Source organism: Hoyosella altamirensis (assembly GCF_014191505.1).
In the GTDB taxonomy this organism is placed as follows: Bacteria; Actinomycetota; Actinomycetes; order Mycobacteriales; family Mycobacteriaceae; genus Hoyosella; species Hoyosella altamirensis.
Genome location: NZ_JACHWS010000002.1, coordinates 594,722 through 607,639, shown reverse-complemented (window position 1 = coordinate 607,639; position 12,918 = coordinate 594,722). Strand labels below are relative to the sequence as shown.

The 12,918-nt window shown below is 61.8% G+C and carries 12 protein-coding genes and 3 tRNA genes; 5 read left to right on the top strand and 10 right to left on the bottom strand.

Translation table 11 applies throughout. The features are described from left to right. Positions 1-25: 25 nt before the first annotated feature. Positions 26-1,024 carry an NAD(P)H-quinone oxidoreductase gene (locus FHU29_RS11670; RefSeq protein WP_064441395.1) on the bottom strand — a complete coding sequence of 333 codons (999 nt, stop codon included), beginning with the start codon at positions 1,022-1,024 and terminating at the stop codon, positions 26-28. 123 nt (positions 1,025-1,147) lie between these two features. Here FHU29_RS11670 and FHU29_RS11665 point away from each other — a divergent pair, with 123 nt between their 5' ends. Then, positions 1,148-1,627 (top strand): MarR family winged helix-turn-helix transcriptional regulator, encoded by a 480-nt coding sequence (locus tag FHU29_RS11665; protein ID WP_064441394.1) that lies wholly within the window; start codon positions 1,148-1,150, stop codon positions 1,625-1,627. Positions 1,628-1,673: 46 nt separating this feature from the next. Then, positions 1,674-1,759, top strand: a tRNA-Ser gene (locus FHU29_RS11660). A gap of 113 nt (positions 1,760-1,872) precedes the next feature. Here FHU29_RS11660 and FHU29_RS11655 read toward each other — a convergent pair. The 5 genes from FHU29_RS11655 to hisC form a co-directional block, all read right to left on the bottom strand. Continuing rightward, entirely contained in the window at positions 1,873-3,537 is a 1,665-nt protein-coding gene (locus FHU29_RS11655; RefSeq protein ID WP_064441393.1) for an RNA-binding domain-containing protein, read from the bottom strand. 195 nt (positions 3,538-3,732) lie between these two features. Then, positions 3,733-4,977 carry a DUF2515 family protein gene (locus FHU29_RS11650; RefSeq protein ID WP_064441392.1) on the bottom strand — a complete coding sequence of 415 codons (1,245 nt, stop codon included), beginning with the start codon at positions 4,975-4,977 and terminating at the stop codon, positions 3,733-3,735. A 105-nt stretch (positions 4,978-5,082) separates the two neighbouring features. Beyond that, complete coding sequence (locus FHU29_RS11645) at positions 5,083-5,583, bottom strand: SRPBCC family protein (RefSeq protein ID WP_064441391.1); 501 nt, start codon at positions 5,581-5,583, stop codon at positions 5,083-5,085. Positions 5,584-5,615: 32 nt separating this feature from the next. Then, on the bottom strand, positions 5,616-7,355 hold the full coding sequence (locus FHU29_RS11640; RefSeq protein WP_064441390.1) for a bifunctional metallophosphatase/5'-nucleotidase: 1,740 nt from the start codon (positions 7,353-7,355) through the stop codon (positions 5,616-5,618). A 161-nt stretch (positions 7,356-7,516) separates the two neighbouring features. Next, the gene (hisC, locus tag FHU29_RS11635; protein WP_064441389.1) at positions 7,517-8,620 is read right to left on the bottom strand and encodes a histidinol-phosphate transaminase; all 1,104 of its coding nucleotides are present in this window, start codon (positions 8,618-8,620) and stop codon (positions 7,517-7,519) included. 87 nt (positions 8,621-8,707) lie between these two features. On the opposite strand from hisC, the gene FHU29_RS11630 reads away from it, so the two are divergent. The 3 genes from FHU29_RS11630 to FHU29_RS11620 all read left to right on the top strand — a co-directional run bounded on the left by FHU29_RS11630 (position 8,708) and on the right by FHU29_RS11620 (position 9,731). Next, positions 8,708-9,457: a dienelactone hydrolase family protein gene (locus FHU29_RS11630; protein WP_157095275.1), complete on the top strand. Its 750-nt coding sequence runs from the start codon at positions 8,708-8,710 to the stop codon at positions 9,455-9,457. A gap of 81 nt (positions 9,458-9,538) precedes the next feature. Further along, positions 9,539-9,627, top strand: a tRNA-Ser gene (locus tag FHU29_RS11625). 31 nt (positions 9,628-9,658) lie between these two features. After that, positions 9,659-9,731: transfer RNA gene (locus FHU29_RS11620), tRNA-Arg, on the top strand. Between the two features lie 415 nt (positions 9,732-10,146). On the opposite strand, the gene FHU29_RS11615 is transcribed toward FHU29_RS11620, so the two are convergent. From FHU29_RS11615 to FHU29_RS11600, 4 genes are all read right to left on the bottom strand, one after another. Continuing rightward, on the bottom strand, positions 10,147-10,623 hold the full coding sequence (locus FHU29_RS11615) for a hypothetical protein (RefSeq protein ID WP_064441388.1): 477 nt from the start codon (positions 10,621-10,623) through the stop codon (positions 10,147-10,149). Positions 10,624-10,688: 65 nt separating this feature from the next. Next, entirely contained in the window at positions 10,689-10,967 is a 279-nt protein-coding gene (locus FHU29_RS11610; protein WP_064441387.1) for a hypothetical protein, read from the bottom strand. Positions 10,968-11,301: 334 nt separating this feature from the next. After that, complete coding sequence (locus FHU29_RS11605; protein ID WP_064441386.1) at positions 11,302-12,192, bottom strand: alpha/beta fold hydrolase; 891 nt, start codon at positions 12,190-12,192, stop codon at positions 11,302-11,304. 2 nt (positions 12,193-12,194) lie between these two features. Further along, entirely contained in the window at positions 12,195-12,896 is a 702-nt protein-coding gene (locus tag FHU29_RS11600; protein ID WP_064441385.1) for a winged helix-turn-helix transcriptional regulator, read from the bottom strand. Positions 12,897-12,918 lie beyond the last annotated feature (22 nt).

The window sequence follows — 12,918 nt, the reverse complement described above, 5'->3', positions numbered from 1 at the left end:
TCTTGCGGGTGGTGCTTGTTGATGGTCAGGCGACGCTGAGCAGGATTTTCCCGGTAACCCCGCCGGAATCGAGCATCTGGTGGGCAGATGCGGCTTCAGCGATGGGCACCTCGTCATGCACAATCGGCCGGACGAGCCCGCTGCTGATCATGGGCCACACGTGCGCAACCACTTCCTTGATTATTTCATCTTTGGAGCCCGCGCCGGTGACGGGGCGGCCACGCAGGCTGGTCGCCGCGATTCGTGCCCGTTTCGTCAGAATCTTGCCAAGGTTCAGCTCCGCTTTCACTCCCCCTTGGAGCCCGATGATGACGAGATTCCCGTCTTTGCCTAACGCATCGATATTCCGGTCCAGATACTTCGCCCCCATGATGTCAAGAATGATATCGGCACCCTGCCGGGCAAAGTCACTGGTGAAGGCCGCGATTTCGGCAACGAAATCCTGCTCACGGTAGTTGATGAGGCATTCCGCTCCCAACTCCTTACACACGGTGAGCTTCTCCGCTGATCCGGCTGTCACAGCGACACGGACATTCATTGCACGCGCCACCTGGATGGCGTGCGTCCCGATACCGCTCGCGCCGCCATGAATCAGCACTGTTTGGCCGCGGTGCATTCCCGCTGTCATCACGAGGTTCGACCACACGGTGCATGCCACTTCTGGCAGACACGCGGCTACGCGCAGGTCAACGCCTGTCGGCACAGGCAGAAGCTGGGACTGCGGAACAGCGACGTACTCGGCATAGCCACCGCCCGCGAGCAGTGCACACACCTCATCTCCGACCGCCCAGTCGTGCACGCCCTCGCCAAGCTCAGCGATGACACCGGAACATTCGAGGCCCAGCACGTCACTGGCTCCCGGAGGAGGTGGGTAGTGGCCCTGACGCTGCAGTAAGTCCGCACGGTTCGCGGCGGTCGCTGCGACACGAAGGAGGACTTCACCAGGGCCGGGCTGAACATCGGGCACCTCGGACCAGCGCATAACGTCGGGTCCACCGGGCTCTGAGATCGTGATGGCACGCATGCTTCGAGCCTAGCGGTTCTCAGTACACCGCCTTGTTCCCAAATTGTGGCAGTATTTTCCTTTGGTAACCATCGAACCTAGCTAGGCTCGGTACGCAGAAACCAGAGCAAAGGGAGACCGCATATGATCCCCGTACAGCCAACACAAGTGCGGTGGCTGAATGACGAGGAACAGCGGGCGTGGAGAGCGTTCATTGATGGCAGTCAGCGTCTGATGGCCGTCCTGAACAGGGACCTCGCTGATGCCACTGGGCTGACGCTGGCCGATTACCGGATCCTTGTGCTGCTCTCAGAAGCGCCGAGGAATGCCCTGCGCATGAGCGAACTGGCCGAGGGCATTCTCGCCTCGCGCAGCAAGCTGACGCATCAGGTGCGGCGCCTTGAAGGGCAAGGTCTTGTGGTGCGTGAGTCCTGCGAGGACGACGGCAGGGGTGTCATTGCACGCATCACGCCGCGTGGGCTGGACACGCTCCGGGAATCCGCTCCCGGTCATGTAGAAAGCGTCCGCGCGAATTTCATCGACCTTCTCGATCAGAAGCGACTCAACTCCCTCAGTGACGTGTTCGAGAAAATCGACTCATTCCTGCACGAGCAAAGTAGTTGACGAGCCGATTCGCGGATCCCGGTGGCCGTTCGTTAGGATCTCCGGTGGAAGCGTGGCAGAGCGGCCGAATGCACTCGCCTTGAAAGCGAGCGTCGTTAACAGCGACCGGGGGTTCAAATCCCTCCGCTTCCGCTCTGTGCCCTGACCTCTCGTGATGCACTGGAGGTCAGGGCCTTTTAATGAAGATCCCTACGGTGGGTAGGGACGGCCGGGGTGATGTGCTGTGGGTGGGCACAACCCGTAGCTCAGGACCTCCTCCGCACGTAGTGAGCTCCTCGCTTTTCGCCTCTCAGCTCCAGATCCCCCGTATCGACGAGTTTCTTCAGCGCGACGCGGGCTTGGTCTGGGCTGAGGCGGCAGAGTTCGGCTACTTTTCCCCGCGTGATGCTCCCGAACTGGGCGACATACGCGAGAATCATTCGTTCCTGCTGGATGGGATCTGTGTCCTGCAGGCGGACGTACTCACTGGACTGTGCCAGCCTGTAGAACGCAGCGGTTAGGTGATGGCGTCGGTTGCGGCCGGCTCCACGCGCCTCCACGAGGCCCATCTCAGCCAGTCGGGTTAATTGAGCTCGGGCCGCAGATTCTGGTGCATGTAAGGCCTCGACGAGGCCGCCGACGGTCTCAGGCCCCATTGCCTTAATCTCATGCAGGATGCGTAGCTGAAGGAGCGTGAGGCGGTGGCCGGTCGAATCTTCGTACTCGAAGACGAATCGCACGATCTCCAGGTCAGCGTCGGTGGTGGGGATCGACACGATCACTGCTCTGTCGTTGGTTGCTGAGTAGTCTGGCTCCCCGCGTCCGGAGCGCAGTAACTGCTGATACATTTCGCGGATCCCGCGTCCGGCGCGGTCGACGATTCCGGCGCGCTTGAATGCTTCGGCAAGAATTGGGCTGCGTGGCTTGGAGTCATCGAGGAAGTTGGCCAGTGTGATTCCAGCGGGGAATCCTCCTGGACTCTTGACTCGGAACTGATCTTCACTGAGTTGCACAGTTACGGGGCCGACTTCGGAGTAGTCCCGATGAACTAAAGCGTTGGCGATGGACTCGCGGATTGTGCCTTCGGGAACGCGTGGAACTCCGATGCGGTGAAGGCCGAACAGGAGTTCTTGCTCGGAGTTGCGAACGTCTATCAGGGCGTAGAGGCGTTCTGCGGCGCGGAACAGCGGTTGGTGCAGTGTTTCGTCAGTGGTGATCGCGTCTCGCTTCAGCTCATGAAACACGACTTCGGCTGTCGGGACGAATCGTGCGAGCGCAGACTCGGTGCCGAACAAGAGAATCGCGCCGAGTGTCAGCTGATATCCCTCATCCGGGAGGATCAGCCGTAGCGCTCGCAGAATATCGGAATTAGTTGAATCGGCGATCACACGATCGCCCTTGCCGTTTGCACATAGACGGCGAAAGCGGTCGAACTCCGCCGAGTCTAGATCGGCGTCGGTCGCGCCCCGCGCAGGGGTGGATGCGTAGTCGCGGCCCTGTGCTGTCAAGCCGCCAGACAGCATCTCATGCAGGAGATACGGTACGCACTGGGGTGAGCCGTCTACGCGGGTAGTCCGCCGGACGTATTTGCCGGATTTCGTGCCGACGGGCATCGGCATATCTGGGACTGAGATGACGGCGACATCGCGTCCGTCGACGTTCACAACCTCGACTTCGGTGGGAATCGGTGTATCAGTTTTATTGAGTATCATTGCCTGGACAATGTGCGCATCATTGGTTTTGCCGTTGCGGGGTTTCCAGCCGGTGATGTTTCGGTCGTCTTCTACCCCCAGCAGCAGAGTTCCGCCGTGGCCGTTGGCGAGGCACACGACAGCTTCGACGATCGCGTCGTCGTTCACCGTGCCGCGCTTGAATTCGACAGTAAGTGTCTCGCCTGCTTCGGCGAGGCGGCGCACATCGTCGGGTGTCATAGCTCCCATACTTATGCAAAGTTATGGTAGTAGCAAGAGTGAATCTATTATTGACTCATAGTTATGCAAACTGCCGCACGATGGATGTTGAATCCATAGGAGTTGACAAGATCGCGCTCTTGAGGCGGGGCTCGAATCCGCCGCTCGCTGCGTCTGGAGCGGTCTCTAGTCCCTCTGCTGCGCTGCCTGTTCCCCTCATGCAGGCACCACCGCCCAGCCACTCGTCATTTGCACGATGAAGTCTGGAAGCCGCATGAGGATCCGGTTGGAGTTCGCCTGGTCTTTGAAGGAAACCCCGAGGGCGCGGGCAGCGTCCCCAGGCCTGTCTTGCACAAGTGTCCGGAAGGCGGGGACGAGGTCCTGTTCGATGTACTCCCAGCGCGGCTCACGGTCAGCCCAGTTGAATGCAGGGAGCGGAGTGTGGACTGCGACGCGCTGACCCTCGATCGTGGCATGGACGGAGAGCGGCCGGAACGCGCCGAGCGGTGACGCGCCTGGCACGTCAGGATTGCCGCCGACCGTCGTCACGTAGGTCAGTACCCGGCCCTTGTTGCCGCGGCCGGCTGCGGTTTCGTCCCACTGATCGGCAATGATCTGGTTTTGTTCGCGTGATGCCATTCGGAGCAGCGCCTCGGCGAGCCCTTGACGGGTGCCGCTGGAGAGGAGTTGCCAGGCTTGGATGATGTAGGGGTCGTAGGCTCCGCTCTGGGCAAGCTCATTGATTTCTGCCATGCCGCCCGCAATGTAGGCCTCGTGCAGGGGAGCCATGTCCATGAAGATGTTGCGTTGCTTGATGAGCAGCCGGTGCAAGTACCAGTCGATGTCGGCCTGGGTGATCGTGCTGCCTTCGGTGGCGAGAAGGTGGACGTCGCGCGGCATGTCTTCCGCGATCTGCCAGGGGAGGTCCGCGAGCGCGTCCGCCACTGCGTTACCAAGCTCATGGATGCCGGGAACGCTGAGGAGCTGGCCGATGTCGTCGAGGTCCCAGAAGCCGGCAGCGAAAGAGATCCCAGCGAGGCCAGCCATCCCGGTCCAGTAGAACTCGGGGTTCTCGTTGTAGAGCCGCAGGTAATTGATGTAGACCTTGTCGACTGTGTCGAGGTTTGCGGTCAGCCCGCGTTGTGGCTCCCATCCGGCGAGGTCGATCCCGGCGTTGTCGGCGGCCACGGTTAGCCAATACTGGCGCAGCAGCGTGCCGTAGCGGCTCGGTGCGACACCGGCCGCGCGCGCATCGTCGAGCGCGCTTCGCAAGGTCTGCTGGTTGAGTGGCAGCTCGGAGGAGAACCCACCGCTGCGCTCGCCGAGGCTGTTGTCTTCGGTGAGGTCGAGGTACTGCGTATACGGTGCGGCTGTGGCGGTAGGGATCGCGAATATGAGTGGAATGCTGCACAACAGCACGCCAAGTGCGGCGGCTCCGACACGCCTGCAGACACCTGTCACGGTAGGGCTCCTCGCTGAGCAAAATGGTGACGCGCATCACCAGAATATTTGGGGACAGTCTTCACCAATTAGCTCTGCGGGGCAAGCGTGCAGTCAAACAAGCTTCTAGCGGTGCTCCGCTTCCACCGCCGCCTTCAAGTTTTTCAGCGTCACAGCTATGTTGCGACGGTTGAACTCCGCGAACGTGCGGCCACCGGTGAGCAAGCGGTCGACCACAGCACTGACTGAATCGGGCCAGGCGCTCCGATCGTCAATCCACGTTTCGGTGACGCGCGTGCCGTGCGGCGTAGGCGCAAGCTGGTACTCCCACGTGGCGACGGGGACCCTCAGGAAAGGTTTACCGACACCCCATTTTCGGACCTGGAAGCGGAACCGGCTAGGTGCGTCGGCAACGGTGACGACGCATTCTGTGACCCAGCGGAAAGGCCCTCGCTTGTTCGTCCCGTGAAAGACCGTTGCGGCCGAATGTGGTGCGCTGGTCACCCGCGCACCCGTGTTCTCTGGGCTCCAATTGCCTGTTTGCGTGGGGTCGCTGATCAAAGCATAAATCTGCTCCGGGGGTGCGCTGATGTCGATTGACTCGGAGACAGTCATGGTGCGCGGCATGTCCTCACCCTACTGGGCGGGTCTCGACGCGGTCAGCGCAGCGCGATCCGCTCCTGCTCAGGCACAGCGACAGGGGAGCGGGTACTGATGTAGTCGGTGAACGCTTTACTCGTCGTAGTCGACGCGACCCGGTCGGTGCCCGACGAGAGTGCGGTGAAACCGTAGCCGCCAACCGCGATCCGGTCCGTCACGGTGATCCGGTACGTATCAGTCGCCTGAACGGCCTCCCCGTTGATCTGGAGATCGATGACTCGCGCACCCGGGCTCGCGTCAGGATCGAACACGTAGGTCAGATCTTCAGAAGGCTGGAGAACGACGTCGCCACCGTCCCGGAACTGCTGTTCGAGCGTCTCTTGCAATTGCGCGCCAGTCAGTGTGAGCGTGACGAGCATGGCGGAGCGCGGAGCGCTGAACGCGTCACCGTAGGTGATCGACTCCGCTAGGTCCTCCGGCAAGGCTGATGGGGGCAGCAAGGTGGCTTGGGAGTCGGCGGCTCCGGCTGCAGCAAGTTGTGCGGCGTCAGCGAGAATGCGGCCAGCGGCTGACTCACCGGCGTCGGTGCGTTCGCTCAGCGCTTCACCACTGATTTCGCCGAGCTCGCGCCCGCCAATCTCACTCGCGCGTTCCTCAGCGCGGGCGATGATGTCTTCGGTCTCTTGATCAGGAGGGACATTACGCGTTACGACCTGGTTGAATGCGCTGGTCCGGTCCCGGAGCACTTCGCCGGTGGTGCGATTGATGACAATGTCCGCGACGGAGACAGTGCGCCCGTTCGACGCTGCGCGGATGAAGGGACGTTCGACGCCCGCAGGGTCGCGCACCGTGCAGTTGAACGCATCTGGTCCGCCTGCCGAGAAGATGACGTCGACGTTCGGGCTCGCGTCCGCGGCCAGCTGATACGCGGGTCCATCGCTCAGCCCGCACCCGTTCGGGCCTTCCTCGGCGCGCGGGCCCGCATCGCCGTAAAGCAGGAGAGTGATCGCCTTGACTCCGAAGAACTCCAAGACCTCGGCAGTTCGCTCGATCGCCTCGAGCTCGTCCTCAATCCGCATGTCATCCCCGGTCGCGCCAGCTTCGGCGGCACCGGTGGCTGCATCGCGCATGAGAACACCGATCGCCCCGACCGGTATGTCGTCGACGTGATTGATGGAGAAAGGCAATGTGACGGGCTCGTTCTCGTCATCCACGAGGTTGGCGCCGAGGAGCGGGAAGTTCGCGCCCGCGAACTCTTCGTTCAACTGGCAGCCATGATCGGGGTGACACCCGCCCTGCGCTTTCCGGAGCAGTTCAGGCAGTCCCTCAGCCAGTTCGGGTGCGCCGACGGCGGATGCGGCAATGTCCCACGAGTTCAGCACATCAATGGTCGGTTCCCCGGAGAACATCCGGAAGGCGCGGGACGCGCTGTCGTTATCGAACCCGATGTTTCCGCCCGCGGAGTACAGCAGCGACCGCGGTGCCTGTCGCCGGAGTTGATCCAGGAAAGCAGCAAGATGGCCTGCGCCACCAGCTTCAACCCGCGAATTGTCCGACTGCACGAGGCTCCCGGCGTCACCTTCTGGCGGCCGCAGCGCATCCCGGAGGTCGCCGAACGAAAGGAGCCGGAGTTCAACGTCGTCTGACGGCTGATTACGTGGGTGGATATCAGGTGCCGCCAACGCTGTAGGCGCAGACGTCAACGTTAAGGCCGCGGCGCTGATGACAGCAGCTACGCCTGCCGCGATACCGTGCTTGCGCCGTGGGGAGGAGTTGCCAGGGCCGCGTGCTTTGGGCATGGCCTCCTCCTTCCTCGTCGTTGCGGCATCATCGCACGCTGTGAGGCGCACGCGGCATCTCGGCCATCACTACTAGTGTCAGGCCATACCGGTGCTCAAGCATGGCGCATTGCGGTCACAGTTCTGTCACGGGTGTGGCTGGAATGAACCGCTGATATTAGTCACACAACGTCGAAAATGCGCTCGGCGGCTGTGCTCCTCGCGAATCGCAAAAAAACGTCGTTTTCATCGCGATCTCCGACCGTCACCCGCGCACCTTCGTCGGTAAACGGGCGAATGAGAACGCCAGCCTCAGCGCAGCGCGCCGCGAACTCACTAGTAGCGATACCGAGATCCAGCCACACGAAATTCGCTTGAGTGTGCGGAACGGAGTAACCGGCGTCGACGAGCGCCTGACGCACACGCTCCCGTTCGCTGACAACCGCGGATGTTCGCGCGAGCAGCTCATCCTCCACTGACAGAGAAGCGATCGCCGCCGCTTGCGCGATGCTGTTGACGCTGAAAGGGATGTACACCTTCCCGAGTGTGGCGATGACCTCCGGATGGCCGACGGCATACCCAACGCGCAGACCAGCGAGCCCGTAGGCCTTCGAGAAAGTCCGCAAAACAACAACGTTCGATCGGTTCCGGCTGATCACGATGCCGTCGGGCTGGTCCCCTTCCGCGAACCCTTCAGGGCGCAAGTACTCGAAGTACGCTTCGTCCAGCACCACCAGAATGTGATCGGGCACCGCATCCAGGAACCGCTCCAGCTCAGCACGACCGACTGCGGTTCCCGTTGGATTGTTGGGATTGCAGACGAAGATCAACCGGGTGCTGTCCGTGATCGCGGCGAGCATGGCGTCGAGGTCATGCACAGCGCTGGAATCAAGAGGCACACGCACCGGAGTGGCTCCCGCGACAAGCGTGACCAGCGGATAGGCCTCGAACGAGCGCCACGCGAAGAGTACTTCGTCACCCGGCCCGCACGTCGCCTGCACGAGCTGCTGACAGAGACTGACGGATCCGCAACCAACAGAGACACGCGCCGGATCCACCTTCAGATGGTTCGCCAGGGCAGCTTTCAGCGCGATCGCACCGTTATCTGGATAGCGATTCACCGATGCTGCGGCTTCCCCGATCGCCTCCACCACGCTGGGAAGCGGCCCAGGCGACGTTTCATTGCTCGCCAGCTTGATGGCACCAGGCCAGGATTTACCCGGAACGTAGACGGGAATGCTGGCGAGATCAGGACGGGTACGCGCCGTAGGTGCGGAATCACTCACGCCTGTCAGAGTATCTGGTCCTCGTGTTCGCAGGCTCAGCCCGAGCCAGCACTCGAAAAACGGACAAACCGGTGGGAGAGTAGACATATGTCGGGGATCCGTATGGTGCGTGTCCGGCAGGAATCAGCGGCCCTGCCGGGTAGCGCGAAAAAGAGAGTGCCGCTCACTGTTGTGGAACCGGAGGGACGGGCGCGCGGGGGCATTGTGCTCCTGCACGAGACCCATTCCTTCAGCCGCAGCCTCTTTCAATTCATGGAAGATCTTGCCGAGGAGGGCTGGGCTGTGACGGCGCCCGACCTGTTCCACAGGCAGCCCCAATCAACCGATCCTGTCTTCGGAGACGCATTATTTGAAGACTTCGCCGCGGCGAAAAAGTGGCTCCTCGGGGAGCGGATTCGGCCGGATCGTGTCGGCGTGCTGGGATTCGACAGTGCAGGCACGGCGGCGGCGCTCGTCAGCACCACTCAGCGAATCGGAGCGGCCGTAAGTATCGCGGCGCACGGCATATCCGAGCCCGTTGCGGCCGGAACCCTGCCGCTTGCCAACGCTGTCCGTGAACTGCGGGTGCCGTGGCTGGGAATCTTCGGAGAGGACGACCCGCTGACGCCGCCGTCAGAGATCGAACTACTGCGGGAATCCGCTGCCCGGGCGAACGTGGCGACGCTGATCGTGACGTATCCAGGGCTCGGGCACCGGCCCGACGAAGGCTTCGGGTTCACCTCGAAAGGTGCCGATGACGTTGACGACATACCTGCCACAGCAGACGGTTCACCCGAAGTGGCTGCGGTCGCCGCCAGGCAGCACATCTTCGAATGGTTCGACAGCAACTTGCGATGAGGGAACAGGGCGTGGGCAGGCGTTTTGCAATAGCGGTATAGACATGTGTAGTCTTTCCGGTGGCCCACGCAAGGGGCCCAGGGAGGCGTGCCAGAGCGGCCGAATGGGGCTCACTGCTAATGAGTTGTCCCCCTCAAAGGGGACCGGAGGTTCAAATCCTCTCGCCTCCGCCGCCGGTCTAGCCGGTATAACTGAATACACGCGCTCGTAGCTCAACGGATAGAGCATCTGACTACGGATCAGAAGGTTAGGGGTTCGAATCCTCTCGGGCGCACGTCTGGTTGAGACAGTGAAATGCCCCGCTACCAGGGAAAACATTCCCGAGTATGCGGGGTTTTTCGTATCTCTGGACCGTGTTGAGAGTCTCGATCCCACACTTACCCCACGGTTTCAATCACTGGCAGCTGCTCCAGCATGTAGGTCTGCGCACCAAGGACCCGTGCTTACTTGACATCGCTGCGGAAGAACCTGACGCACCAATAGAACGGATATCTTCCCGGCGGAGGCGCTTGGTTGGCTGACCGCCTAGCTCTCGTGCTGCTTGCTGCACGCCAGTCATCGCCTCGCCCATTCCCAAGGGTGGCCCGGATACGCCAGAGCGGACTCCAATGCTGAAGGATCCCGCAGTCGAGGTAGCGCGCTATGGCCTCCGTCGAACAGTACCTTCCCAGTGAGGGTGATTTTGCTGGCTAAGCGGCAAGCGCGACGATCGCGAGTACAGCGAGCGCGCCGAAGACGACGACGAGTGCTATCACCTGCCACCGCTTCACAACACCCTCGTTCTGATCAGCGACCGCACGGGTAGAGTCCCCCTGCACCATGGGCGGGTAGCGGTCCTGCCAGTCGCGCATGGAGTTCTGCCCTGTCACCGCTTGCGGGCGCGCATACGCAACTCGAACCGGGGCGACTGTCTTGCACTGCCAGCATTCAAACCGATTGTCGTTCACCGGAACGTTTTGTCTGGCGTTGCACCTGCGACAGGTGACGACGCGCATCCCCACTGGTGCGGGCGGATCACCACGCGGAGCTAATACAGCACATACAACCCCGAGAGGGCCGAGGAGGAACCCCAGTAGAAAGAACCCGAACGCGTGTCTGTTCTTCTCGCTCGCGATCGCGAGTGACACGACACCGCAGACGAACCACACAACGATGAACAGTTCCATTCGTGTCCCTTCGTCCCTTTGGAGCTTGGGCGACCAGACTGACGCGGGCTCGCTGTGGATTGGAGCTACTGGGTGATCAGATTGCAGTGCCAGCATTCAAACCGTGACGCCGCCTGCAGCACGTTCTGGCGAGTATTGCAGCGTGTGCAGACCACCGATCGCGTACCCGGCGGCTGCGGAGGCTTCGGTTCCATCAGGAGGGTAGCCGCGACACCCAGCGGTCCAGCTAGGAACCCAACGAACATATGAGTAGTGGTGTCGAAGTTCTTTTTGCCAGCGATTGCGCCGTTGATGAGCCCGCACATAAACCCGACCACGAGCAGAACTACTAGTATCTCGCCCAACGCGCACCCCTCACCTGTTCCACCGTGACGTTGCCGGTCAGCCAATACGCACGGTGGTATCTGACATTTCCGGGCGCCTCCACTCCAGGGCATCACTGAAGCGGACAAAACGGAAGACCCCAAAACTAGCGGCATATCGGCGATGGGGTTAGACCCACACCACGTTCACGCCACAGAAAGCTGGAATCCGGCGGAAGCAGGACAGGAGCCGGGAGGGCAGGAAACCCGCCGCTTACCAGGGCCGGGCATGCTACGTAGATCCTGGTGACTGCGACGAACTGGGCTTTCCCTTCAGCGGATAGCCTCGCACGTCACCGAATTGGCGGCGCTTGGATCAACTATTTTCACCCAGCCAGTGGCGTATCGACGCCGCGACCTTATCCGGTGCGTCGGACTGCACGAAGTGGCCCGCGCCTTCGATGATCACTGTTTCGTGATCGGCGAAAATCTGCTCCCATCGTTGACGTTCCTTTGCTCGGAACGCGATGTCGGCGTCGCCCCACACGATGAGGGCCGGAAGGGATGCGATGTCGGCCAGCCCAGCTTCGACCTCGGCAAGAAAGGTGCGGCTGGCCGTGATAGCCCGTGGGAACACGGCTGATGCGGCCCGCCGTTCAGGCGTGGCGAGAGGATGCCGATAGTGTGCCATCTCGGCGGAGTCGAGCTTCCGTAGCCGGTGCCCGGCGGGGATCAACGCGTTGACGAACAGGTTGAACCGCTGAATCAGCACGCGTCCGACTGGTCCACCCAGAAGGCGGGAGAACAGCTCGACCCGCAGGTCGCCGTTGAACGGCCACGCCCACGTGTTGGCCACGACGAGGCGTTCGAATTTGTCCGGCCGTTTCTCGGCCGCGTATAAGCCGATCGGGCCACCCCAGTCGTGGACGACCAGGGTAGTGCTCGACAAGCCCAGGCGGTCGATGAAGGCCACGACTACGTCGGCATGCTCATTGGGCAGATATCGATAGCCGGGTGCAGCGACGGATAGGCCGAAACCTGGATAGTCGAGTGCCACGCAGCGGAACTCGTCCCGCAGTGCGCGGATTACATCGCGGTACACAAACGACCAGGTGGGATTGCCGTGCAGGAACAGTAGCGTCGGTCCCGATCCTTCGTCTATGTAGTGGATTACGTTGCCGTCGATCTCCAAAAAACGGCTCTGGAAGGGAAACAGCTCACCGTCCACCCAGGACGGACGTATATCGGCGGACCACTGATGTGTCATGGCTAGACCTCTTCGGGACGGTGAACATGGCTGACGTGTCGTGCAATGCCGCGTTCGGCTGCGCTTTGGGCTGGGTCTCGGTACTGCAGCCTGCTGAGCACCACTGCAGAGCCTTCCGAGCGCAGTCCGAACTGGTGGGCCTCTGTCATGCCGAGCATGCCGGTGAGTACCCCCAGGATCGTCGGGGCGTCACCCTCGAGTACGAGGTCTGGCGAAGTCGCAACGCCAACTCGAGAAGTCACCTCACCGTCGGCTATCTCGATGACGGCGGGCTGGTCGTTGGTGCGTACCTCGATCGAGGCGGGCGGGCCGTCAGGCTCGCTATCCCGCAGCAGCTCCGACACTGGAAAGGTAAGCCAGTGGCTCCGAAAGGCCTCGTCTCCAGTGGGATTCGGCATGAACCGCACCCCCCAGCGCAGGAGAGCGCGTACCACCGGCTCAAGGTCGCGGCCTGTGTCCGTCAGGTGGTAGAGCGTGGTGGCCACCGGAGGAGCGGCCGCTTCGCGCGTGACGATCGCATGCTGTTCGAGTTCTTTGAGGCGCTCGCTCAGCAGGTTGGTGGCGATTCCGGGCAATTCTCGTTGCAGGTCGGTGAACCGGCACCCGCCCCTAAGCAGCAACTCCCGGACGATAAGCAGTGTCCAGCGGTCACCCACCACATCAAGCGCCTTGGCAACCGCACAGTACTGCCGGTAGGAGCGCATACCTGCACTCTAAGCCTGTGAA

Bases quoted from the DNA above. Each gene is read 5' to 3' on its own strand.
- FHU29_RS11615 (WP_064441388.1), bottom strand. From the start codon at position 10,623: ATGGAACTGTTCATCGTTGTGTGGTTCGTCTGCGGTGTCGTGTCACTC.
- FHU29_RS11665 (WP_064441394.1), top strand. From the start codon at position 1,148: ATGATCCCCGTACAGCCAACACAAGTGCGGTGGCTGAATGACGAGGAA.
- FHU29_RS11605 (WP_064441386.1), bottom strand. From the start codon at position 12,192: ATGACACATCAGTGGTCCGCCGATATACGTCCGTCCTGGGTGGACGGT.
- FHU29_RS11600 (WP_064441385.1), bottom strand. From the start codon at position 12,896: ATGCGCTCCTACCGGCAGTACTGTGCGGTTGCCAAGGCGCTTGATGTG.
- FHU29_RS11630 (WP_157095275.1), top strand. From the start codon at position 8,708: ATGTCGGGGATCCGTATGGTGCGTGTCCGGCAGGAATCAGCGGCCCTG.
- FHU29_RS11670 (WP_064441395.1), bottom strand. From the start codon at position 1,024: ATGCGTGCCATCACGATCTCAGAGCCCGGTGGACCCGACGTTATGCGC.
- FHU29_RS11655 (WP_064441393.1), bottom strand. From the start codon at position 3,537: ATGACACCCGACGATGTGCGCCGCCTCGCCGAAGCAGGCGAGACACTT.
- FHU29_RS11645 (WP_064441391.1), bottom strand. From the start codon at position 5,583: ATGCCGCGCACCATGACTGTCTCCGAGTCAATCGACATCAGCGCACCC.
- FHU29_RS11640 (WP_064441390.1), bottom strand. From the start codon at position 7,355: ATGCCCAAAGCACGCGGCCCTGGCAACTCCTCCCCACGGCGCAAGCAC.